Raw genomic sequence first — 22713 nt, 5'->3', positions numbered from 1 at the left:
ATCTGAAAGCCAAGCCTGCCCGTTCTGGGAGCACAGGTAATCCCATTTCCAATTCTATCAAGCGCCGCATTTGCGGGCGTAGAGGCATTTCTATGACAGACGAAACCCAAGAACAGCTCCACCTTGCCGAGCTAAAAGCTATGCACCCCAAAGAGCTGGTGACAATGGCCGAAGAGCTCGAAATCGAGAACGCGACAACCATGCGCAAAGGCGAGATTATGTTCTCGATCCTCAAAGAGCGCGCGGAAGACGGCTGGATGATCGGCGGTGAAGGTGTGCTCGAAGTGCTCCAAGACGGTTTTGGCTTCTTGCGCGCCCCTGAGGCGAACTACCTCCCCGGCCCCGATGATATTTATGTTTCGCCTGAAATTTTGCGCAAGTTTTCCCTGCGCACGGGAGATACAATCGAAGGCCACTTAAAACAGCCCGAAGACAACGAGCGCTATTTTGCCCTCACTCACGTGACCAAAATCAACTTTGAAGAGCCTGAGAAGGCCCGTCACAAAATTGCCTTTGACAATCTGACGCCGCTCTATCCCGACGAGCGCCTCAAAATGGAAATCGAAGACCCGACAATCAAGGACCGCTCTGCGCGCATCATTGACCTTGTCGCTCCGATCGGGAAAGGCCAGCGCTCGCTTATCGTTGCTCCGCCGCGCACAGGTAAGACAGTCTTGCTCCAGAATATCGCCCACAGCATCGAAAAGAACCACCCTGAGTGCTATCTCATCGTTCTCCTGATAGATGAGCGCCCGGAAGAAGTAACCGATATGCAGCGCTCCGTTAAGGGCGAGGTCGTCTCTTCCACATTTGACGAACCAGCAACGCGCCACGTCGCCGTTTCTGAAATGGTTATCGAAAAGGCCAAACGCCTCGTTGAGCATAAGCGCGATGTGGTCATCCTGCTCGATTCAATCACCCGCCTTGGCCGCGCATTCAACACAACTGTGCCTTCCTCTGGCAAGGTTCTCACAGGCGGCGTTGATGCCAACGCTCTTCAACGCCCCAAGCGCTTCTTTGGTGCGGCGCGTAATATCGAAGAAGGCGGGTCTCTGACGATCATTGCAACCGCCCTGATCGACACAGGATCGCGCATGGATGAGGTCATCTTTGAAGAGTTCAAAGGCACCGGCAACTCCGAGATCGTGCTTGACCGCAAAGTCGCCGACAAACGCGTCTTCCCGGCGATGGACATCCTTAAGTCAGGCACACGAAAAGAAGAGCTTCTGGTTGACTCAAAAGATCTCCAAAAGACCTTCGTTCTGCGCCGTATTCTCAACCCGATGGGCACAACAGACGCCATCGAGTTCTTGCTTGGCAAACTCAAGCAAACCAAGACAAACGGCGAATTCTTTGACTCTATGAACACATAAAACCTGTTCAAAATCAACGGGTTATGAAAAATGAGCACTATTTTTGCTTGCGCCTCAGCGGCGGGTAAAGCTGGCGTTGCGGTGGTCCGGATTTCTGGGCCACAGGCCTTTTCGGCTGCTTCCAAGCTTTGTGGAAAACTGCCCGCCCCCCGTCAGGCGGCGCTGCGGTCTCTTCGCAGTGCTTCTGGCGAGGTTCTCGATGAGGCCTTGGTCTTGTGTTTCTCCGAAAAAGCGAGCTTCACAGGCGAAGAAACAGTCGAGTTTCAAACACACGGCTCTATCGCAGTCGTAAATGCGCTGCTTGCCGAACTTTCAAAAATCGGAGGTCTTCGCCTCGCCGAGCCTGGTGAGTTTACCCGCCGCGCGCTGGCAAATGGCCGTCTTGATTTGGCTCAAGTCGAGGGCTTGGCCGATCTGATCGCATCCGAAACAGAGGCGCAGCGTCAGCAGGCTTTGCGGCTGTTTTCAGGAGGGCTTGGAGAGCTTGCCGCGCAGTGGCGTGAGCGTTTAATTCGCGCGAGCGCTCTGCTCACTGTGACAATCGACTTCGCCGATGAAGAGGTGCCTGTTGATGTCTCCCCTGAAGTTTTGTCGCTTATCGGCGAAGTTCAAATAGCCATGCAGGCTCAGGTCGATGGTTTTGGTGCGGCGGAACGTATCCGAACAGGCTATGAGGTTGCCATTGTCGGCGCCCCAAATGTTGGCAAATCCACTCTTCTCAATGCGCTCGCTGGTCGAGATGCCGCGATCACATCCGAGGTCGCTGGGACAACCCGTGATGTCATAGAGGTCCGTATGGAGCTTGAAGGGCTTCCCGTAACCCTGCTTGATACGGCGGGTTTGAGGGAAACTGACGACACTGTTGAAAAGATCGGTGTCGCCCGTGCGATTGAGCGTGCGAAAGCAGCAGATCTGCGAGTTTTCCTCACAGAATCAAACACTACGCCAGAATTCACTCCTCTCGCTGACGATATTATTGTGACATCCAAAGCTGACCTGACAGGTGCGCAGCACGGTGCGGTGTCTGGTAAAACAGGCGCTGGCGTTGCAGATCTTGTTGCTCAAATCGGCACTAAGCTGTCCTCCAAGACAGCCAAGGCTGGTCTGGCGACCCGCGCACGTCACAAAGACGCCATGGAGCGCTGTTTGATTTCGCTTTCCGAGGCGAGCAACCATGTTGCTTTGGGGCCCGAATTCACAGATATTGCCTCAGAAGAGCTTCGTTTCTCTCTCGAAGCTCTAAACGCGCTGATTGGTCGGGTTGATGTCGAGAATGTGCTCGACGAAGTGTTTTCCAGCTTTTGCTTGGGCAAGTGAGGAGTGTTTCACGTGAAACAATTTGATGTGATTGTCGTTGGTGGAGGCCACGCAGGAACAGAGGCCGCCCACGCCTCCGCGCGGATGGGCGTATCGACTGCGCTTGTGACACTGCGACAGCGCGATATTGGCACAATGTCGTGCAATCCTGCGATGGGCGGTCTTGGGAAGGGTCATCTTGTTCGAGAAATAGATGCTATGGATGGCGTTATGGGTCGTATGTCCGACAAAGGCGGCATACAATTTCGCCTGCTGAACAGGCGCAAAGGCCCCGCCGTCCAAGGCCCACGCGCCCAGCAAGACCGCCAGCTATATCAAAACGCAATGCTCGCAGAGACACTATCTCGGGCGCATTTAACAGTTATTGAGGGCGAAACCGTTGATTTTCTGATGAATGGCGCGCGTGTTTCGGGTGTTGTTCTTGCAGATGGCAGTGAAATTCACGCAAAAGAAGTCATTCTTACCACAGGAACGTTCCTTCGCGGCCTCATTCACATTGGTGATGTGTCTTATGCTGGAGGGCGAATGGGCGATAAGCCGTCTATCAAGCTTGCCGAACGCATGGATGCTTTCGAGCTCCCCAAGGGACGGCTCAAGACGGGCACGCCACCACGCCTTGACGGTCGAACGATCAATTGGGACATCCTCGAGATGCAGCCTGGTGATGACGTTCCAGCTTTGTTTTCCTTTCTGTCCAACTCTCCGGAAGCCAAGCAGGTGTCTTGTGGCATCACCCACACAAACGAAAAAACCCACGCGATCATTGCTGCAAATTTGGAGCGCTCGGCGATGTATGGCGGCCATATCGAAGGCGTTGGCCCGCGGTATTGCCCCTCGATTGAGGACAAAATCGTGCGGTTCGCTGACAAAAGCTCCCATCAGGTTTTCCTTGAGCCAGAAGGACTTAACGACACCACCGTCTATCCAAACGGTATTTCGACATCTCTCCCCGAGTCTGTGCAGGAAGACTATGTTCAGTCTATCGTCGGTCTTGAAAATGTGAAAATAACCCAGCCGGGTTACGCAATCGAATATGACTACATCGATCCGCGTGCGCTCACGTTAACACTTCGCCTCAAGGCGGTTGATGGTCTGTTCCTTGCAGGTCAAATCAACGGAACCACTGGATATGAAGAGGCTGCCGCTCAAGGGCTTGTCGCGGGGTTGAATGCCGCAAGCGCGGTATTGGGCCGCGATCCTGTGATGTTTAGCAGGTCGCAAAGCTATATCGGGGTCATGATCGACGATTTGGTCACGCGGGGTGTCGCCGAACCCTATCGAATGTTCACTTCTCGCGCGGAATTTAGGCTTTCGTTAAGAGCGGACAACGCAGACCAGCGCCTAACGCCGCTGGCCATGTCGCTCGGCTGTGTTTCGGATCAGCGCAAGCGCTCGTTCGAGATGCGGATGGACGCCCTTCAAAAGGGCAAGACAAAGCTTGAAAGCACGCGGTTTTCGCCAAACGACCTACAAAAAACAGGCGTTCACCTCAAGCAAGACGGCACGATGCGCACGGCCTATCAGCTTTTGTCTATACCAGAGGTCAATTTTGACACATTGCTCAAGCTCAACGATGACTTTTCCGAGATAGAGCCTGCAACACGCGAACAATTGGAAAAAGATGCTCTCTATGCCAATTATCTCGAGCGTCAGCAGCGCGACGTTGATGCCATGAAGCGCGACGAAAACCTCGCAATATCGCCAGATTTTGATTACCAGCCCCTTGATGGACTTTCAAACGAGCTGAAAGCAAAGTTACAGGCCGCGCGCCCTCAAAACCTTGCTCAAGCGGGCCGTGTAGACGGGATGACGCCCGCCGCTTTGGCTCTTCTGCTCGCCAAAATGCGGCAATATGAGAAAGCGAAGTCAGCATGAGTTATCTTGAGGCTGTTTCACGTGAAACAATGGCAAAGCTTGAGATTTATGCAGAAACGCTCAAGAAGTGGAATCCACGGATCAATCTTGTTGCTAAGTCCACACTCTCGGATCTTTGGGAGCGCCACATTGAAGATTCTCTCCAGATTATGGGTCATGTCCCTGAAAGATCACATCATATTGTAGATATCGGGAGCGGCGGCGGGTTTCCTGGCCTTGTCCTTGCGATTGCGGCCAGCGAAACGGATGCAAACACCAACGTTACGATGATCGAAAGTGATCAGCGAAAGTCGGTTTTTCTGCGCACCGTCCTCAGAGAAACCGGGGTTTCGGCCGAGGTGTTAACGGACAGGATCGAGCTTGCACCGCCCCAAAACGCTGATCTCATCACGGCCCGCGCTTTGGCAGATTTGACGTCTCTTTTGGGGTTTGCTGAGCGACACTTGAAGCCTGAAGGCACCGCAATTTTTCTCAAAGGCAAAAATTGGCGCAACGAGCTGGAAATCGCACAAGAAAACTGGCATTTTGAATGGAAAGAGGTCACAAGTCAGACAAATGTTGAAGCGGTTTTGCTCGTAGTTAAAGGAATTTATCGTGTCTGATTTGTCTCGTCCGCTTGCTCCAAAAATTATAGCGATTGCCAATCAAAAAGGTGGTGTTGGCAAGACAACAACAGCAATCAATCTGGCAGCGGCTCTGGCTGAAGCACAGCAAAATATCTTGCTCGTCGATCTCGACCCGCAAGGTAACGCCTCAACTGGCCTCGGAATTGAGCGCGACGACCGAGCCCTTACGACCTATGATCTCTTGCTTGAAGACGCGCCGCTGAATCAAATCATTCAGGAAACATCCACAAAAAGGGTGAGTATCGTTCCCGCGACAGTTGATCTGAGTTCGGCTGATATCGAGCTTTACTCCAATGAAAAGCGCAATCATTTGCTAAAGGACGCTCTCAAGCAGCCTGATATTGATGGTTTTGCGTTTGATTATATTCTCGTCGATTGCCCGCCGTCGCTCAATCTGTTGACTGTGAATGCGATGGTGGCTGCGGATTCGGTTCTCGTTCCTTTGCAGAGCGAGTTTTTTGCGCTGGAAGGTCTTTCTCAGCTTATGCTGACAATCCGTGAGATGCGCGAAGCGGCCAACCCCGAGTTGCGGATCGAGGGGATCGTTTTGACGATGTATGACAGCCGCAACAATCTGTCCCAGCAGGTCGAGGCCGATGCACGAGACAATCTTGGTGATCTGGTGTTCAAAACAGTGATCCCGCGCAACGTCCGCGTCAGCGAGGCGCCGTCGTTTGCGATGCCGGTTCTGAGTTATGACCCTGCTTCTAAAGGCGCGCTCGCATACCGAGCGCTTGCAAAAGAAGTTATAAAAAACAACGCAGTAATCAAAACGTAGGAGATTAAAATGGTCGATAAGAAAAGCAAATCGCGCGGCCTTGGCCGTGGTCTGTCTGCGCTTATGGCCGAAATGCCGCGTGAGTCCGAGTCTCCAAAATCCACTGCTCCACGCTCCGATCTGATGCTCCCGATTGAACAAATCAAGCCCAATCCCGATCAGCCGCGTCGCCATTTTGAGACTGAAGCTTTGATTGATTTGGCAGAATCCATTCGTGAAAAAGGGGTGATCCAGCCCATAATTGTGCGCCCCTATCCTGGCGAAGATGGCGTTTACCAGATCGTTGCTGGCGAGCGTCGCTGGCGGGCGTCCCAAAAAGCGCAATTACACCAAGTTCCTGTTATTATTAGAGAATTTGATGATATCGAGGTGCTCGAAGTCGCAATTATCGAGAATATTCAACGCGCCGATCTGAACCCAGTGGAAGAGGCGACAGGCTATCGTCAGTTGATCGACAAATTCGGCCATACGCAGGAAAAGCTAGCGCAAGCCTTGGGCAAAAGCCGAAGCCATATCGCAAACCAAATGCGCCTTCTGTCTTTGCCTGACGAGGTTCTTGAGCTTCTCAACAAAGGCGATCTCACAGCAGGCCATGCGCGCGCTTTGATCACAGCAAAAAGCCCCGTTTCTTTAGCGCGGGAGATTGTTAAAAAGGGCCTTTCGGTCCGTGGCGCGGAACAGCTCGTAAAGAAAGAAAGCGCCCCTGCCTCCAAGCCTCGCACGGCCCGCAAGCTTGATAAAGATGCAGACACTCTGGCCCTTGAGGCCGATCTGTCCGCCGCGCTAGGTATGAAGGTGAGTTTGGACCACGCCGCTGGCGGTGAATCCGGTCAGATAACAATACGCTATGAAACTCTGGATGAGCTTGATGTCCTCTGCGCAAAGCTGAGCTGATCAGTTTGGCCGCGACCAGATAAACAAAAGCACACATCCAAGCGTTACAGCTTGGATGGCAAGCAAAGCAAACTTCAGCCCCATCACCACAGACAGCAAAAACACCGCAACAATAGAGACAGTCGCCATGCGTTTTGCGCGTTTGGAAATTGCGCCGCGCTCTTGCCAGTCGGTGATCGAGGGGCCAAGTCTTTGATGGGTCACAAGCCAGTCGTGGAGACGTTCTGAGGAGCGGGCAAAACAAAAGGCCGCAAGCAAGAGGAACGGCACGGTAGGGACAAGCGGCAGAACCACTCCAATAAGCCCAGCCCCAAGCGCCATCAGGCCAAAGAAGAGCCACAGCAACCGCATCTAATCCTCCAAAAGCTTGGAGAGAACAGAGTTAAGCACAAAGCGTCCCTTCTGCGTTGCGACAAGCCTGTCACCTGTCTGAGCAACCATGCCAAGCTCGACCAGCTCCGCCAGAGTGCTGGGCTTAAGCACTCTTTTGGCAAGCGCCTCATAACGGCTCAGGCTTATCCCTTCAGACAGGCGCAGTCCCATAAGCAAAAGCTCTGTCGCTTCATCGTCATGGCTCAAATCGTCGCGCAGCTTGTCTCCCGAACCACGCTCCGCGGCTTCAAGCCACGCGTTTGGCTGGCGGTAGGCCTCTGTCGCATGACGTGTCCCGTTCAGGGTAATACGCCCATGGGCACCAGGTCCGATCCCGACATAATCCCCATAGCGCCAATAGATCAGATTGTGCCGACACTCCTCACCAACGCGGGCATGATTTGACACTTCATAGGCCAAAAGCCCCGCCGCCCCGCAAACATCCTGCGTGATCTTATACATTTCCGCCGCGTCGTCATCGTCTGGCAAGTCGCGCAGCTTACCTGCGTTATAGCGGTCGCCAAAGGCCGTTCCTTGCTCAATCGTCAGTTGGTAGAGCGAAAGATGGTCGACAGCCAGCGCCAAGGCCTCGTTCAGCTCCGTGCGCCATGCGTCTGGCGTTTGCCCTTGGCGGGCATAAATCAGATCAAAGCTGACATTTTCAAATGTATTGCGCGCAATTTGAAAGGCCGTTTGCGCCTCTTTAACAGTGTGTATACGCCCCAAGCGCCGCAAATCAGGATCATTGAGCGCCTGAACACCCATAGAGATACGGCTCACCCCCGCCTGTTGATAGGCCCGAAACCGTCCCGCCTCGACAGAGCCGGGGTTTGCCTCAAGCGTCACTTCCAGATCATTCGCCACAGGCCATGTCGCCTTGATCGCCTCAATCACCCCAGCGACCACTTCAGGCTTCATCAAGCTCGGCGTTCCGCCGCCAAAAAAAATGCTCGAAACAACCCGCCCCGAAAGCGCGCGCCCGTAGCGTTCAATCTCTGAAAGATAGGCTCTAAGCCAGCGCAACTGGTCGATTTCGCGAACAACATGGCTGTTGAAGTCGCAGTAAGGGCACTTGGCCTCACAAAACGGCCAATGCACATAAATGCCAAAGCCGCCATGTTCCCAATCGCTACTCAAAACAGCCCTTCACAAGCTTATCAAAAGCATCTTGCCGATGGCTCATTGCGTTCTTTTCGGCGGGGTCCATTTCTCCGAAGGTTTCGCTTCTACCCAAGGGTTGAAACATCGGATCAAAGCCAAATCCGTCAATGCCACGCAGGGGCCAGACAACCTCGCCCTTGACCTCGCCTTCAAAGACCTCGTCGTGCCCGTCAGGCCAAGCAAGGCAAAGTGTCGCTTTAAAAGCCGCCGTGCGCGGAAACGGCGCCATCTTGGTGTCAAGCAAGGTCCAGACCTTTTCCATTGCCATACCAAAGTCGCGCCCGTTTGGCGTTTCGGCCCAGTCGGCGGTGTAAACACCAGGCGCGCCGTCGAGCGCATCTACAACAATGCCGCTGTCGTCTGACAAAGCAGGCAGGCCCGTCGCCTTGGCGGCAAAATGCGCCTTGATCCGCGCATTGCCGACAAAGGTATCTTCGGTTTCCTCTGGTTCCTCCAAGCCATGCTCCGCCGCCGAGCTGACCTTGACGCCAAAAGGCGCAAGCAGCTCGGCAATCTCGCGCAGCTTGCCTTTGTTGTGGCTCGCAATAACCAGATGATCGCCGTCAAACTTACGCACTGGTCGCCGCCTTCTGAAGCGCGACAAGCTCGCCAACGCCCTTCTCGGCAAGGTCCATAAGCTCGTTCATTTGCGCACGGCTAAAGACTTGGCCCTCCGCCGACATTTGAACTTCGATCAGTTTTTTGGAGCCAGTCATGATGAAATTGCCGTCAACACCGGCTTCGCTGTCTTCCGGATAATCCAGATCAAGGACAGACTGGCCCGCATAGATCCCGCAAGACACAGCCGCAACGGGGTCAATCAGCGGATCGGTGATCACAGCACCTGTTTTCATCAGCTTGTTCACAGCCAGTTTCAGAGCGACCCAGCCACCCGTGATCGCGGCACAGCGCGTGCCGCCGTCGGCTTGGATGACGTCACAGTCAATCGTGATCTGGCGTTCGCCAAGCGCAACACGGTCAACGCCCGCGCGCAAAGAGCGGCCGATCAAGCGCTGGATTTCGACAGTGCGCCCGCCCTGCTTGCCCGCAGTGGCTTCGCGGCGCATACGGCTTGTTGTCGAGCGCGGCAGCATCCCGTATTCGGCTGTGACCCATCCAAGCCCCGAGCCTTTGACAAACGGCGGCACGCGTTCTTCCAATGTCGCGGTGCAAAGCACATGGGTGTCTCCCACTTTAATCATGCAAGAGCCCTCTGCGTGTTTGGTGACATTTGTCTCGATGGTTACATCGCGCATTTGGTCTAGGCTTCGGCCGGAAGGTCGCATCACAAAATCCTTTTGTTGTTCCTGCTGGGATACAAGGCCCAAGCCCCATAACACAAGCCCGATTGACCTTTTGTGGCGCGTGGTTCTTAAATGCTGCGCGAGGAAAGCCAAAATGAGTGACACTTCACAGCTTCTATCCCAAATGAACGACCGAACCCGTGAGGTGTTTCGGCGCGTTGTGCAGGGCTATCTTGATTCAGGCGATCCTGTCGGCTCCCGCACCCTCACCCGCTCCATGAGCGAAAAAGTCAGCGCCGCAACCGTGCGCAACGTTATGTCCGACCTTGAGTTTATGGGCCTGCTCGGCAGCCCGCACACAAGCGCTGGCCGCATCCCGACACAGCAGGGCCTGCGGATGTTTGTCGATGGCCTCCTCGAAGTGAACGAGCTTGAGACGACAGACAGACAGCGCATTGACGAAACAATGGGCCGCAATGCAGGCGATGTCGGCGGCTTGCTCGACCGTGTCGGCGCCGCACTTTCAGGCGTCACACAGGGCGCCTCGCTTGTTCTCGCGCCAAAGCATGAAGCCGCGATCAAACATATCGAGTTTGTCCCCCTCGCGGCCGACCGCGCGCTTGTGGTTCTGGTCTTCTCTGACGGCCATGTTGAAAACCGCGTGTTCAATCCGCCCCTTGGCGCGACCCCAAGCTCGATGCGCGAAGCCGCCAATTTTCTCAATGCTCTGGCCGAAGGCAAAACCCTCACAGAGCTGGGCACAACCATCCGCCGTGAAATTGACAGCCGCCGCCAAGAGATTGATGTTCTCGCCCGCCAGCTCGTCGATAGCGGCCTCGCGGTCTGGGAGGGGCAAGGCGAAACCTACGAGCGCCTGATTGTCCGTGGCCGCTCCAATCTGATTGAAGACTCCGAGGCCGAGGGTTTTGAGCGTATCAAAACCCTGTTTGATGACCTCGAGCGCAAGCGCGATATCGTCGAATTCCTCCAACTCACCGAAGAAGGCGAGGGTGTGCGCATTTTTATTGGCTCGGAAAACAAACTTTTTTCACTTTCGGGTTCCTCTTTGGTTGTCTCTCCCTATATGAACGCTGATCGAAAGATTATCGGCGCTGTTGGCGTCATAGGGCCGACACGGCTAAACTATGGCCGCATTGTTCCGATAGTCGACTATACAGCGCAGTTGGTTGGCAAGCTTATCTCCAACCGAAGTTAAAGGTGACGACATGGCAGATCGCAGAGAAGACGATTTCCTGGATGATATCGAGCAGGCCGAGCTGGACGAAATGTCCGAAGAGCTCTCCGAGCCGCTCCCTGAAGAATACGAGCTTGATGAGCTGCGCGCCGAGCGTGACGCGCTCAAAGACAAGTTCATGCGCGCGTTGGCCGATGCCGAAAACGCGCGCAAACGTGGCGACAAAATGCGCCGCGACGCCGAGCAATACGGCGGCTCAAAGCTCGCACGCGATATGCTGCCTGTCTATGACAACATGAAGCGCGCTCTTGAAGCCGCCACAGAAGACCAGCGCGCAAGCGCCGCCGCCCTGATAGAGGGGATCGAGCTGACAATGCGCGAGCTTCTCAATGTGTTTAAAAAGCACGGTATGACAATCATCGCGCCGCAAGTGGGCGACAAGTTTGATCCAAACATCCACGAAGCCATGTTTGAAGCCCCCGTCCCCGGAACAAACGCGGGCGATATCATTCAGGTCTCCACAGAGGGCTTCATGTTGCACGACCGTCTCTTGCGTCCGTCGCAAGTCGGCGTCTCGTCTACGCCCAAGTCCTAAGCGGTTATTCGGGGCCGCCCTGCGGCCTCGACAGTCACCACCCCCTCAACAAAGATTTCGCGTGCCTCGGCCTCGCTGCGGCGCAGCTCGCGTGTGGCAGATGTCTCGATGTCATCTGCCCCCGCATCTTTTGCCGCCTGAATAACAGCGGCGCGGAGCCAGTCTTCGGCGGCCTTTAGCGCAGGCTCAAGCTCGGTGAAGTCCTCTGGCCCTGTCGCCGCGTGAAGCCGGTAAAGCCCTTCTGACGGGCTGGTCACAGAGAGAGACTGCCGCATGGTGACACGCCCGACAACCGCGCCAAGCGCATTCGCCACGCCCGCGTGCTCCGGCAAGATCATCTCACAGCCAAGCTTGCCGCCCACATCAGGATAATAGGTGCTCGCCGAGGCCCCAAGACCGACAACAGGCACATTCACATTCGCCGTCAGCGCAATAAGTCCGCTGTGTCCACGGAGCGCCGCACGTAGAAGTTCGTGCCGCGCCAGCCGCGCAGGCTCGCCTTCAAATATGTCTGCCTCTTCTGCAAAAACAGTCTCTAACAAGGCCAAACTTGTCTGTTCGGTCATCTGATCAAGGATCAGCCTCGCCAGCGTTTCAGGCTCGCGCGCAAGCCGCTCTCCGTCGCCTTTACGGCGGCGGCAGAACAGCTCAAGCGCAAGATGCGCCGCCTCGGCGTCCCAGCTGTCCAAAAGCCCGAGCACATGGCTCGCATCTGAAGGTGTCACACCAGAGACTTGCACGATCCCCCGCTCCACAAGCCGCCGTATGCTCTGTGTCTCGATCCGCGTGCGCACCACTTTGCTCAGCGGCATAACGCCTTCAACCCGCTCCAAAACGGCCTCGTCGCGCGGCGCAAGTCCCGCATGGCTCACGCCATCCACCCGCTTGATGAACTTGCCGTCAAACTCGTTTGGCGCAGGCGCACGGAGCTGCATTTCCATCGTGCTTTTCACAAGTTCTGGCGCATCCAGCGCAATCAGACTCACAGGCAAAACCCGCCTTGGCCCAAGCGTCAGCCCGCCCTTTAGCCCCTCAGTGATAAAATGGACCTCGCTGTCCCCGCCAAGGCCACTGGTGCGCATCGCCACAGCCTCAACCATGGTCCGATACGGCCCCACGCGCGCCCCCTCGGGGTCAATCTTGGGCCGCCCGTCTCGCAAAAGCGCAATGTCGGTCGTTGTCCCGCCAATATCGCTCACCAGCGCTTCCTGCGCGCCAGTCATCCATTGTGCACCGACAATCGAGGCCGCAGGTCCGCTCAAAATTGTCTCAATCGGTTTTTCCCGCGCCTGCGCGGAAGAGATCAGCGCGCCATCGCCGCGCACCACCATCAGCGGCGCGGTGACACCAAGGTCGCGCAGCCCGTCTTCGGCCCGCACAATCAGTTTGTCGATCATCCCGATCAACCGCGCATTGAGAAGCGCCGTAAGCGCACGCTTTGGCCCGTTGAGTTTGGCCGAGAGCTGGTGCGAGGCTGAAACAGGCGCGCCCGTCGCCGCGCGGATCATCTCCATCGCCTGAAGCTCATGGGCTGGGTTTCGTGTGGCAAATTTGCTCGCAACCGCGAAGGCAGAGACGCCAGAAACAGTCTCTAACCATGCCGAAAGTGCGGTTTCGTCAAGTCTATGCGCTTCGCCGCCGGCGTGGTCATGGCCGCCTGTCAATACAATCTGGGGATCGCCTTTAAGCGCGTCGCTTAGCCCGTGCTTGGCAAGGTCACTCTCGGGAAAGCCGATATAGACAAGCCCCACGCGCCCGCCCTGCCCTTCGACAAGCGCATTTGTTGCCAAAGTGGTCGAGAGAGAAGCAAGGCCGATTGTGGCAGGGTCGACGCCTGACGCATCAAGCACCGCTTGCACGGCTTTGCCGATTCCGATGGCCAGGTCGTGCCGCGTGGTCAAAGACTTGGCCGAGGCAAGCACTTCCTCTTCATCGCGCAGCAAAACTGCGTCGGTATATGTTCCGCCCGTGTCCACACCTAGCAAAATGGCCATGTCGCCTCCAAATCCTGTTCGCCTTACGGGTTTAGCGCCTTAGCCCGCGCCGTCCTGCCCGTTTGCGGCGCTTTTCAGTCGCTTGCAGGCCCACTCCGCCGCGTCACGCACGGTGGCGTCTTCGTCATTGAGCAGGTTTTGCGCGCTTGCCAGAAGGCTTTCGCTGCCCGAGTTGCCCACCGCATAGAGCACATTGCGCATAAATCTGTTCCGCCCGATCCGCTTGATCGGACTGCCAGAAAATTTTTCGCGAAAGGCCGCATCGTCAAGCATCGCCAGCTTCGCCAGCGGCGGGCTTTGCAGATCATCTCGTGGCCTAAGCCGCATATCGCGCGCCTCCTGTGCAAACTTGTTCCAAGGGCAGACAGCAAGACAGTCATCACAGCCATAAATACGGTTGCCAAGAAGCGGGCGCAGCTCCTCGTCAACGGGGCCGTGGTGTTCGATTGTCAGGTAAGAAATACAGCGCCGCGCATCGAGCTGATAGGGCGCAGGAAAGGCATTTGTCGGGCAAATATCCAGACAGCTGCGACAGCTTCCGCAGTGGTCTTGTTCTGCTTTGTCCTTGGGCAGATCAAGCGTGCTAAAGATCGATCCGATGAAAAACCAGTTGCCCAGTTCGCGGCTCACAAGATTGGTGTGCTTGCCTTGCCAGCCAAGCCCCGCCGCCTGCCCCAGCGGTTTTTCAGGCACAGGAGCGGTGTCGACAAAAACCTTCACTTCGCCGCCCGCCTCCGCGATCAGCCAGCGCGCCAAACGCTTCAGCGCTTTCTTGACGAGGTCGTGATAATCCTTGTTTTGGGCATAAACAGAGACTGTTCCCGCCTCTTTCTGGCTCAGCGCCTCCAGCGGGTCCGCCTCTGGAGTATAGCTCACCGCCAGCATGATCACAGAGCGCGCCTCAGGCCAGAGCGCCGCAGGATTTGCCCGCCAATGGGTCCGTTCGGCAAGCCAGCCCATCTGCCCGTGATATCCGTTTTCAAGAAAATCCTCGAGCCGCGCAGGAACTTCAGGCACTGCATCAGGCGCACAAATATGACAGGCGTCAAAGCCCTCGGCCCTCGCCTGTTCGCGCAGCTTATCGGCCAGCGCGCCCATGAGGCTCAAAAGTCGAGATCAGCATAATGTGGCGGCGGCGGAAAGCCCGACACCTGATCCGCCAAGATAGAGCGGAACGCAGGCCGCGATTTTATCTTCGCATACCAGTCTTTCACAGTCTCAGAGCGGTTCCAGTCGACATCCGAGATGTAATCCAGCGACGAGAGATGCGCCGCTGCAGCAAAGTCCGCGAGCGTCATGTCGTTGCCCGCCAGCCAGCGCCGCTGCTCCAGAAGCCATGTCATGTAATCCAGATGAAACTTGATCGCCTTCGCGCCTGCTTTCACATTCTTGCTGTCAGGGTAGCCCTGCCCCATGACCTTTTTGTTCACGCGCTCATAGACAAGGTTCGCCGTCACTTCGCTGTGAAACTTGTCATCAAACCAGCCCACAATACGGCGGACTTCATAGCGGGCCTCAGGCGCGCTCGGCATCAAAGAGACCTCGGGGTAGACCTCTTCGAGATATTCACAAATCGCCGCACTTTCCGACAGCGTGCGCCCGTCAATCTTGAGCACAGGCACTTTTGCAGCAGGGTTACGGCGCAGAAAGTCGCTGTCCTTCTCCCAATAGCGCTCTTCAATCAACTCACATTCGATCCGCTTTTCAGCGAGGCTCAGACGCACTTTGCGACAGAACGGAGAGAGAGGGACATGAAATAATGTGGCCATAAGAGATGCTCAAAGATTGGAATTGCTCTTCAATGCAACTTTAGGGCAGAAGTTTCAACTCTCGAAACACTTTGCGCGCCCGTCTCGGCGGATTGTTTCGGCGCCGTCGCGGATCTGCGCGGTGCGCTTGCGAATATAGTTCGAGGGCTTGGAGGCCGAGCGGTCTTTTGGCGCGGGCAAAATGGCCGCCAGCCGCGCGGCCTGAAGCGCGCTTAGCTTGGCAGGCGTCACGCCGAAATAATGCTGCGCCGCCGCTTTCACGCCAAACACACCCTCATCAAACTCTGCGATGTTGAGATAGACTTCCAAAATCCGCCGCTTCGGCCAGATCAGCTCCACAAGTGGCGTCAGCACAGCTTCAAGCGCCTTTCGGCTCCAGTTGCGACCATGCCAGAGATAGGTGTTCTTCACAACTTGCTGCGTGAGCGTCGAGGCGCCCCGCCCTGTCCCGTCGGCCAATGCCGCACGGATCGCGTTCATATCAAAGCCCCAATGCGCGCAGAAGTTTGCATCTTCCGCCGCCACAACAGAGCGAAACATCACAGGCGCAATCGCATCAGCACTCACCCAACTCTGCTTGATGTCGCCAAGCCGCGCCGCTTCCTGGCGCATATATATCCCCTGCGGCGGCGCAAAAAACCGGTGCGCCGTGACAGTCACAAGCGCCAACACAAGAGCCAAAAGGCACAGCCTCACAGCCCACCGCTTGAGCCATCTCAGCGGCTGAAATCTGCGCTCTGGCGCTTTGGTCTTGGTCGCTTTTTTCTTCACAGCTTACCTATAAAGGCCATGGTCCCCTGCGAAAAGCAGCAATCCAAAAGAAAAGGGCGGCCCACCCGCGTGCGCCGCCCCCTGACCTGTCTCAAGCCCTGCTCACTCGGCTGGCACAGCTTCGCTTTCCGTGGTCAGCGGATGCGCCAGTTTGCCAAGCATTTCCTTGGGGCAGATCTGGAGGAAGTTCTGCTTCTCCATGTCCCAATGCAGCAGGATGTCTGCGGCCTTGCGGCTGCCTGTCTCTTCTGCGTGGCGCATGACAAGGCCCTTAAGCTCCTCTTCCCAGTGGCGCACGCTCACAGAGCAAGTCACCAATGTCTCAAGGTTCATAAGGTCTTCGGCCTTGCCTTCAGGGTCATAAACATAAGCCATACCGCCCGTCATCCCTGCGCCAAAGTTTGCGCCAATGCTACCAAGAATTACAGCCACACCGCCTGTCATATATTCACAGCCGTTGCTTCCGCAGCCCTCAATCACAACGCGCGCGCCCGAGTTGCGCACAGCAAAGCGCTCGCCTGCGCGACCCGCCGCAAAGAGATAGCCGTCGGTCGCGCCATACAGCACTGTGTTGCCGATGATGGTGTTCTCACTGGCAGTCAGTTTGCTCGCCATAGGCGGGCGCACAACAATCATACCGCCAGAAAGCCCCTTGCCGACATAGTCGTTGGCGTCGCCACTGACTTCAAGCTTGAGGCCGGGTGCCGCAAACGCCCCAAGTGACTGGCCTGCGCTGCCTGTGAGCTTCACAGTCAGGTGGTTGTCCTGAAGGTTGTTGCGCATCCCGAACTTGCGCACAATATGGCTTGAGGTGCGCGTGCCCACGGTGCGGTGCGTGTTCTGAACCGCGTAAGACAGCTGCATTTTTTCGCCGTCTTCCAAGAAGCGCTGCGCATCGCGCACGATCTCGGCATCCAGCGTATCAGGCACAGCGTTGCGCGGGCGGTCGCGGTCATAAGTGATCGCTTTCGCGCCATCCACAGTGATGAGCAGCGGGTTCAAGTCGAGGTCATCAAGGTTTTCCGAGCCACGGCTGACTTGGCTGAGCAAGTCGGCGCGGCCAATGACATCATCAAGGCTTTTTGCGCCGATCTCGGCCAAAATCTCGCGCACTTCTGTCGCATAGAAGGTGATGAGATTAACAACCTTATCGGCATTGCCGGTAAATTTGGCGCGCAGATCTTCGTCTTGTGTGCAGACACCCACGGGGCAGGTGTTGCTCTGACACTGACGCACCATAATACAGCCCATAGCAATAAGGGCCGCCGTGCCGATCCCGTATTCTTCCGCGCCAAGCATCGCCGCCATAACAATGTCGCGCCCTGTGCGCAGCCCGCCATCCGTGCGCAGCGTGACACGCTCGCGCAGGTTGTTCATGCTCAAGACTTGGTGCGCTTCGGTCAGGCCCATTTCCCATGGCAGACCCGCAAATTTGATACTGGTCGCAGGAGAGGCCCCCGTGCCGCCGTTGTGCCCCGAGATCAGGATCACATCGGCCTTGGCCTTGGCCACACCCGCCGCAATCGTGCCAACGCCCGAGCTTGCGACAAGCTTCACAGTCACTTTGCAGCGCGGGTTGATTTGCTTGAGGTCATAGATCAGCTGCGCAAGGTCCTCGATCGAGTAGATGTCGTGGTGCGGCGGCGGGCTGATCAGCGTCACGCCCTTGGTTGAATGCCGCAACCGTGCGATCAGGTCGGTCACTTTCATTCCTGGAAGCTGGCCGCCCTCACCGGGCTTGGCGCCCTGCGCAACCTTGATTTCAAGCTCTTCGCATTGGTTGAGGTATTCCGCCGTTACGCCAAAGCGCCCTGATGCCACCTGCTTGATCTTCGCGCTCGGGTTGTCGCCGTTTGGCTCTGGGTGGAAATGTGCGGGGTCTTCGCCGCCCTCGCCACTGTCAGATTTCGCGCCGATACGGTTCATCGCCACATTGAGCGTCTTGTGCGCCTCTGGTGACAGCGCGCCAAGGCTCATGCCGGGGGTGACAAAGCGTTTGCGGATGCTTGTGATGCTTTCGACCTCTTCCAGCGGGATAGATTTGCCCAAAGGTTTGATCGCCAGCAGATCGCGCAGGTGGATCGGCGGGTTTGATTGCATCGCCTTGGAATACTTCTTCCACATCTCATAAGAGGCGCGGTTGCAGGCGTTTTGCATCATATGCATTGTGCTCGCGCCCCAAGCGTGGGTTTCGCCTGATTTGCGGGCTTTGTAAAAGCCGCCAATCGGAAGCACATCAGCGCCCGCGGCAAAGCCTTTGGCATGAATAGAGACTGCTTTTTCTTCAATCCCGCGAATACCGATCCCGCTGATGCGGCTTGTGAGGCCGGGGAAATACTCGGCACACATCGCGCGGCTGAGGCCCACGGCTTCAAAGTTCATACCGCCGCGATAGGAGGAAATAACGCTGATCCCCATCTTCGCCATAATCTTGAGCAAGCCTTGGTCAATCGCCTCGCGATAGCGCGCCATGTTCTCTGTGAGTGTTCCGTCAAGCAAGCCACGGCGGATACGGTCGGCCACAGAATCTTCGGCCAAATACGGGTTCACAGTCGTCGCGCCACAGCCGACAAGAACGGCAAAATAATGCGGGTCAATACACTCCGCCGCCCGCACGTTGAGCGAGCAGAACGTCCGCAGCCCCTTGCGCGTCAGCCACGAGTGCACAGCGCTGGTGGCGAGGATCATAGGGATAGCGACACGGCTCGCGTTCTGGTGCTGGTCGGTCAGCACAAGATGCCCCGCGCCCGAGCGCACAGCGTCTTCCGCGCGCTGGCGGATGCTTTCCAGAGCGTCGCGCAGCGCATTTTCGCCCGCCGCCTCTTCAAACGTGCAGTCGATCTCGACCAGATCGGCGTTGAAATGCCGCGTGACTTCGTCCCATTGCGCATTCGCCACAAAAGGCGTTTCCAGCACAATGATCTCGGTCTGCGCACTGCTCTGATCCAGCACGTTCTTGAGGTTGCCAAACCGCGTCTTCAGGCTCATCACGCGAAATTCGCGCAAGCTGTCGATTGGCGGGTTTGTCACCTGAGAGAAGTTCTGGCGGAAGTAGTGGCTCAAGGGGCGATACTGCTTTGAGAGCACCGCACTTGGCGTATCGTCGCCCATACTGGCGAGCGCTTCCTTGGCGTCTTCGCACATCGGCGCAAGAACCTGCTCAAGCTCTTCCATAGTGTAGCCCGCCGCAATCTGGCGCTTGCGCAGCTCCTCGCCCTCAAACAGCGGCGCTTCAGTCACACCAGCCAGCTCCTGCTCCAGCTCGTTGATCTTGCCGACCCACTCGCCAAACGGTTGCGCTGCTGCCATCCTGTCTTTGATCTCGGTGTCATGAAACAGGCCGCCCTCTTTCATATCCACAGCAATCAGCTGCCCCGGACCAAGCGCGCCTTTTTCAACAACGCCCGCCTCGTCAATCGGAACCATCCCCGCCTCGGACCCAGCAATGAGCAAGCCATCGCCCGTCACAACATAGCGCATCGGGCGCAGGCCGTTGCGGTCAAGCCCCGCACAGACCCAGCGGCCATCGGTCATAGCCAGAGCGGCAGGGCCGTCCCATGGCTCGATCACAGAGTTGCAATAGCTATACATATCGCGCCAGGCTTCGGGCAGCTCGACGGCCTGCTTGCTCCAGCTTTCAGGAATAAGCATGGTCTTCGCCATCGGCGCATCACGGCCCGCGCGCACAAGCACTTCAAACACAGCATCAAGCGCCGCAGAGTCCGAAGACCCGGGTTGCACAATCGGCTTGATGTCTTCGGCCAGATCGCCAAAAAAGCTCGATGCCATGCGGATTTCATGGCTCTTCATCCAGTTGACGTTGCCCTTGAGCGTGTTGATCTCGCCGTTGTGCGCAAGCATACGGAAAGGCTGCGCCAGCCACCACTGCGGGAAGGTGTTTGTCGAATAGCGCTGGTGATAGATCGCAAAGGCACTTTCAAAGCGCTCGTCCATCAAATCAGGGTAAAACTCTGCCACTTGCTCGGCCAGCATCATCCCCTTGTAGATCACAGAGCGGCACGACAGCGAGCAGACATAGAGCCCCTGAATGCCAGCCGCCGTCACAGCCTTCTCGATACGGCGGCGGATCACATAAAGCTCGCGCTCAAACTGTTCCTCGTCAACGCCCTTGGAATTTGAAATCAGGATTTGTTCAATCTCGGGGCGCGTTGCATTGGCCTTTTCCCCCAAGCAGCCGATCTCGACCGGCACGTGCCGCCAGCCGTAGATATAATAGCCCAAGCGCAGAACTTCGGTTTCAACAATCGTGCGGCAGCGCTCTTGCGCGCCAAAGTCGGTGCGCGGCAAGAAAATCTGCCCGACAGCGATAAGCTCGTCCATGCGTGGCTCGTGGCCCGTGCGGCGGATCTGGTCATAAAAGAAATTCGCAGGAATCTGCACATGAATGCCCGCGCCATCGCCGGTTTTGCCGTCCGCGTCCACAGCGCCCCTGTGCCAGATCGCCTTCAGCGCCGAGATGCCGTTTTCCACAACCTTGCGGTTCGGTTTGCCGTCAAGAGACACAACGAGGCCAACGCCACAGGAAGAATGCTCTTCCTCTTCGCTGTAAAGTCCGTTTTCAGCCATCCATTTGCGCTTGGCTTCTTCTTCGCGCACCCAGTTTTCGTCATATGTGGTCATGGCTTTAGTCCTCCTTGGGCGCAAACAGCGCGATCGTTTCGTCAGTTGTCATCCGCTTATGCCCGCCTGCAAGCGCGTAGCCCTCAGGGCACATATCGGAGAAAAATTCGGTGGTGAGCGGCGCGCCGCCCGCATTGTCAAACAGACCCGCGGCAAGGTTGGTCTCGCCTGTCTCGCGCAGCCCATACCAAAGCGTTGATCCGCAGGTTTCGCAAAATCCGCGCTCCGCCCAGTCTGATGAGACAAAGCTCTTGGCAGGTCCGCTGATGCGGATACTGCCCTCATCGGTCTTGAGAGACATAAACATACTGCTCGTGTGACGGCGGCACATATCGCAATGACAGGCGCGCACAGTCGGCTCCGTCACAGTGGCTTGCACTGTCACGGCCCCGCAAAGGCACTGTCCGCTGATGTCTCTCGTTTCGCTCATTCGTCTCGTTTCTCGTTTAAGTCAGTCTAGTTGTCCTATGGGGGCGGCGCACGCTTGGGTTACGATCGGCCTTTTGGCGAAAACCCGTTTTGCCGGTGCACAGGGGGTGCACGCATGGTGCACGCTTATCACCCCCCCAGAATCACTCCGCCGCGATTTTGTTAACAGCGGCAAATTTTGTCAGGATCGCATCGGCGCAATCGCGCCCATCCCGGATCGCCCAGACAACAAGCGAGGCCCCGCGCACGATATCGCCAATGGCATAAACGCCTTCCAGCTCTGTCGCGCCCGTTTCGTATGCGGCCTTCACCGTGCCCCAACGGGTCACAGGCAGTTCGGGCGTGTCCCAGAGTGTTGGCAGGTCTTCCGCCTCAAAGCCAAGCGCCTTGATCACAAGGTCCGCCGCTTCGTTATAGTCGGCCCCTTCGATGACTTCTGGGCTTTGTCGCCCAGACACATCAGGCGCACCAAGACGCATCTTCTGGACTTTCACGGCGCTCACAGGGTTGCCCACAAAGCCCGCAGGCGCGGCAAGCCATTCAAAAATAACGCCTTCTTCCTCGGCATTGTTCACTTCGCGCTGGCTCCCAGGCATATTGGCGCGGTCGCGACGGTAAAGGCATTTCACGCTTTCCGCGCCTTGACGGATCGCTGTGCGCACACAGTCCATAGCCGTATCGCCGCCGCCGATCACAACAACTTTCTTACCAGCCGCATTCAGCTCACCGCTGTCAAACTCTGGCACAGTGTCGCCAAAGCTGAGGCGGTTGGAGGTGGTGAGATAGTCAATCGCGTTGACGATCCCGTCTGCCGCCGCGCCCTCGCCGCCAAGGTCGCGCGTTTTATAAACGCCCGTTGCGATGATCACAGCGTCATGCTGCCCGCGCAGTGCGCCAAAGGTAATATCGGTGCCGATGTTGCAGTTCAGCTTCAGCGTCACACCGCCCTGCTCAAGCTGGTCAATGCGGCGCATAACAACGTCTTTTTCAAGCTTGAAGCCGGGGATACCATAGGTCAGCAGGCCGCCCGCGCGGTCATAGCGGTCATAGACCGTGACTTGGATGCCCTCCGCCCGAAGCCGCTCTGCCGCCGCAAGACCACCTGGCCCCGCGCCAATGATGCCGACGCTTTCAGTGCGCTCCTGCGCTGGGGCGACAGGCGTGACCCAGCCGTTTTCCCAAGCTGTGTCGGTGATATATTTTTCGACAGCGCCGATGGTCACAGTGCCATGGCCGGACTGTTCGATCACACAGTTGCCTTCGCAAAGGCGGTCTTGCGGGCAGATGCGGCCGCAAATCTCGGGGAAAGTGTTTGTCGCTTGGCTGACCTCATAGGCCTCCTTGAGGCGGCCCGTGGCTGTCAGGTTGAGCCAGTCGGGGATATTGTTGTGGAGCGGGCAGTGATTTTGGCAGTAAGGCACACCACACTGGCTGCAGCGGCTGGCCTGCTCTTCGGCCTTAGCCTTAGCATATTCTTGATAAATTTCGCCGAAATCTTGCTTGCGCGCACCTGCCGCCCGCTTCTCGGGCATATCACGTTCCACAGATACAAACTTCAGCATTGGTTGCTTTGCCACAGCCAAATCTCCCTCTCCACGTTCCAACCCCTAATAATACACCGGAAAAATAAAAGAAAGTCAGTTTAGTTGACCTATTGTTAGAATAATCCGCGTCAGATT

19 protein-coding genes are annotated in these 22713 nt (G+C 56.7%); 8 read left to right on the top strand and 11 right to left on the bottom strand.

Annotation, left to right across the window (positions count from 1 at the left end; all coding sequences use genetic code 11):
* Nucleotides 1–92 precede the first annotated feature (92 nt).
* Genes rho through ACTF58_RS01595 form a run of 6 tightly spaced genes read left to right on the top strand, consistent with a single transcriptional unit; the run spans nt 93 to nt 6863 of the window.
* Nucleotides 93–1373 (top strand): transcription termination factor Rho, encoded by a 1281-nt coding sequence (gene rho / locus ACTF58_RS01620; RefSeq protein WP_438990213.1) that lies wholly within the window; start codon nt 93–95, stop codon nt 1371–1373.
* 30 nt (nt 1374–1403) lie between these two features.
* A complete protein-coding gene (gene mnmE / locus ACTF58_RS01615) occupies nt 1404–2690 on the top strand; it encodes a tRNA uridine-5-carboxymethylaminomethyl(34) synthesis GTPase MnmE (RefSeq protein ID WP_438990212.1) in 1287 nt (428 codons plus the stop codon).
* Between the two features lie 3 nt (nt 2691–2693).
* Nucleotides 2694–4565: a tRNA uridine-5-carboxymethylaminomethyl(34) synthesis enzyme MnmG gene (gene mnmG, locus ACTF58_RS01610; protein WP_438990211.1), complete on the top strand. Its 1872-nt coding sequence runs from the start codon at nt 2694–2696 to the stop codon at nt 4563–4565.
* Entirely contained in the window at nt 4562–5167 is a 606-nt protein-coding gene (rsmG, locus tag ACTF58_RS01605; protein WP_438990210.1) for a 16S rRNA (guanine(527)-N(7))-methyltransferase RsmG, read from the top strand. Before mnmG ends, rsmG begins: the two co-directional genes overlap by 4 nt.
* On the top strand, nt 5160–5969 hold the full coding sequence (locus ACTF58_RS01600) for a ParA family protein (protein ID WP_438990209.1): 810 nt from the start codon (nt 5160–5162) through the stop codon (nt 5967–5969). Before rsmG ends, ACTF58_RS01600 begins: the two co-directional genes overlap by 8 nt.
* 9 nt (nt 5970–5978) lie before the next feature.
* Nucleotides 5979–6863, top strand: coding sequence for a ParB/RepB/Spo0J family partition protein (locus tag ACTF58_RS01595; protein ID WP_438990208.1), 885 nt, complete (start codon nt 5979–5981; stop codon nt 6861–6863).
* Here the strand turns inward: ACTF58_RS01595 and ACTF58_RS01590 are convergent, their stop codons facing one another.
* The 4 genes from ACTF58_RS01590 to rph are packed head-to-tail and all read right to left on the bottom strand — an operon-like array spanning nt 6864 to nt 9682.
* Nucleotides 6864–7214, bottom strand: a complete 351-nt coding sequence (locus tag ACTF58_RS01590; protein ID WP_438990207.1) for a YbaN family protein — start codon at nt 7212–7214, stop codon at nt 6864–6866. It abuts the gene before it with no gap.
* Nucleotides 7215–8372 (bottom strand): radical SAM family heme chaperone HemW, encoded by a 1158-nt coding sequence (gene hemW / locus ACTF58_RS01585; protein WP_438990206.1) that lies wholly within the window; start codon nt 8370–8372, stop codon nt 7215–7217. It abuts the gene before it with no gap.
* Nucleotides 8365–8973, bottom strand: a complete 609-nt coding sequence (gene rdgB, locus ACTF58_RS01580) for an RdgB/HAM1 family non-canonical purine NTP pyrophosphatase (protein WP_438990205.1) — start codon at nt 8971–8973, stop codon at nt 8365–8367. The genes hemW and rdgB overlap by 8 nt, the downstream gene beginning before the upstream one ends.
* On the bottom strand, nt 8966–9682 hold the full coding sequence (gene rph / locus ACTF58_RS01575; protein WP_438990204.1) for a ribonuclease PH: 717 nt from the start codon (nt 9680–9682) through the stop codon (nt 8966–8968). Before rph ends, rdgB begins: the two co-directional genes overlap by 8 nt.
* A 112-nt stretch (nt 9683–9794) precedes the next feature.
* Between rph and hrcA the strand changes: the two genes are divergently transcribed.
* Both hrcA and ACTF58_RS01565 read left to right on the top strand, forming a co-directional pair.
* On the top strand, nt 9795–10856 hold the full coding sequence (hrcA, locus tag ACTF58_RS01570; protein WP_438990203.1) for a heat-inducible transcriptional repressor HrcA: 1062 nt from the start codon (nt 9795–9797) through the stop codon (nt 10854–10856).
* 10 nt (nt 10857–10866) lie between these two features.
* Nucleotides 10867–11430, top strand: a complete 564-nt coding sequence (locus ACTF58_RS01565; protein WP_438990202.1) for a nucleotide exchange factor GrpE — start codon at nt 10867–10869, stop codon at nt 11428–11430.
* Here the strand turns inward: ACTF58_RS01565 and ACTF58_RS01560 are convergent.
* The 7 genes from ACTF58_RS01560 to ACTF58_RS01530 form a co-directional block, all read right to left on the bottom strand.
* Nucleotides 11427–13424, bottom strand: coding sequence for a hydantoinase/oxoprolinase N-terminal domain-containing protein (locus tag ACTF58_RS01560; RefSeq protein WP_438990201.1), 1998 nt, complete (start codon nt 13422–13424; stop codon nt 11427–11429). The genes ACTF58_RS01565 and ACTF58_RS01560 overlap by 4 nt on opposite strands.
* Nucleotides 13425–13463: 39 nt before the next feature.
* On the bottom strand, nt 13464–14522 hold the full coding sequence (queG, locus tag ACTF58_RS01555) for a tRNA epoxyqueuosine(34) reductase QueG (protein ID WP_438990367.1): 1059 nt from the start codon (nt 14520–14522) through the stop codon (nt 13464–13466).
* A 5-nt stretch (nt 14523–14527) separates the two neighbouring features.
* Nucleotides 14528–15193, bottom strand: coding sequence for an FtsZ-binding protein FzlA (gene fzlA, locus ACTF58_RS01550; RefSeq protein ID WP_438990200.1), 666 nt, complete (start codon nt 15191–15193; stop codon nt 14528–14530).
* A gap of 54 nt (nt 15194–15247) precedes the next feature.
* Complete coding sequence (gene mtgA, locus ACTF58_RS01545; RefSeq protein ID WP_438990199.1) at nt 15248–15964, bottom strand: monofunctional biosynthetic peptidoglycan transglycosylase; 717 nt, start codon at nt 15962–15964, stop codon at nt 15248–15250.
* Between the two features lie 102 nt (nt 15965–16066).
* Nucleotides 16067–20605 (bottom strand): glutamate synthase large subunit, encoded by a 4539-nt coding sequence (gene gltB / locus ACTF58_RS01540; protein ID WP_438990198.1) that lies wholly within the window; start codon nt 20603–20605, stop codon nt 16067–16069.
* A gap of 4 nt (nt 20606–20609) precedes the next feature.
* Nucleotides 20610–21035 (bottom strand): GFA family protein, encoded by a 426-nt coding sequence (locus tag ACTF58_RS01535; RefSeq protein WP_438990197.1) that lies wholly within the window; start codon nt 21033–21035, stop codon nt 20610–20612.
* Nucleotides 21036–21177: 142 nt separating this feature from the next.
* The gene (locus ACTF58_RS01530) at nt 21178–22611 is read right to left on the bottom strand and encodes an NAD(P)-dependent oxidoreductase (protein WP_438990196.1); all 1434 of its coding nucleotides are present in this window, start codon (nt 22609–22611) and stop codon (nt 21178–21180) included.
* Nucleotides 22612–22713 lie beyond the last annotated feature (102 nt).

It is taken from the genome of Lentibacter sp. (assembly GCF_965657785.1).
Classification (GTDB): domain Bacteria; phylum Pseudomonadota; class Alphaproteobacteria; order Rhodobacterales; family Rhodobacteraceae; genus Lentibacter.
Note: the sequence above shows the minus strand (reverse complement) of the source record. Positions and strands in the feature narration are given on the sequence as shown.